Source organism: Mesorhizobium sp. GbtcB19 (genome assembly GCF_019091085.1).
Lineage (GTDB): Bacteria > Pseudomonadota > Alphaproteobacteria > Rhizobiales > Rhizobiaceae > Mesorhizobium.
Map to the genome: position 1 here is coordinate 1 of NZ_JAGXJY010000334.1, position 254 is coordinate 254.

1 protein-coding gene is annotated in these 254 nt (G+C 66.5%); it reads right to left on the reverse strand.

Annotated elements, in window-relative coordinates; genetic code table 11:
- Positions 1 to 254 (reverse strand): LysR substrate-binding domain-containing protein (locus tag KVT37_RS32430; protein ID WP_254634403.1); only part of this gene is annotated, 254 nt, incomplete at both ends.

Consider the following 254-nt stretch of genomic DNA (forward strand, 5'->3'; position numbering starts at 1 on the left):
GTTATGCGTCACCAGCGCCAGCTCGAGATTGCCGCGCTTGATGTGTTCGACCAGGCCCGGCGTCGGCTCGCAGACGACGGTCAGCTCGACACGCGGCTTGGAGCGCGAGAAGCGCGCCATGATCTCGGGCAGGAAGCGGTCGGCATAGTCGTCCGGCGTGCCGATGCGGGTCGTGCCTTCGAGACGCTGGTCGTCGAAGGCGGCCAAGGTCTCGCGGTTGAGGTAGATCAGCCGCCGCGCATAGGTAAGCAGCC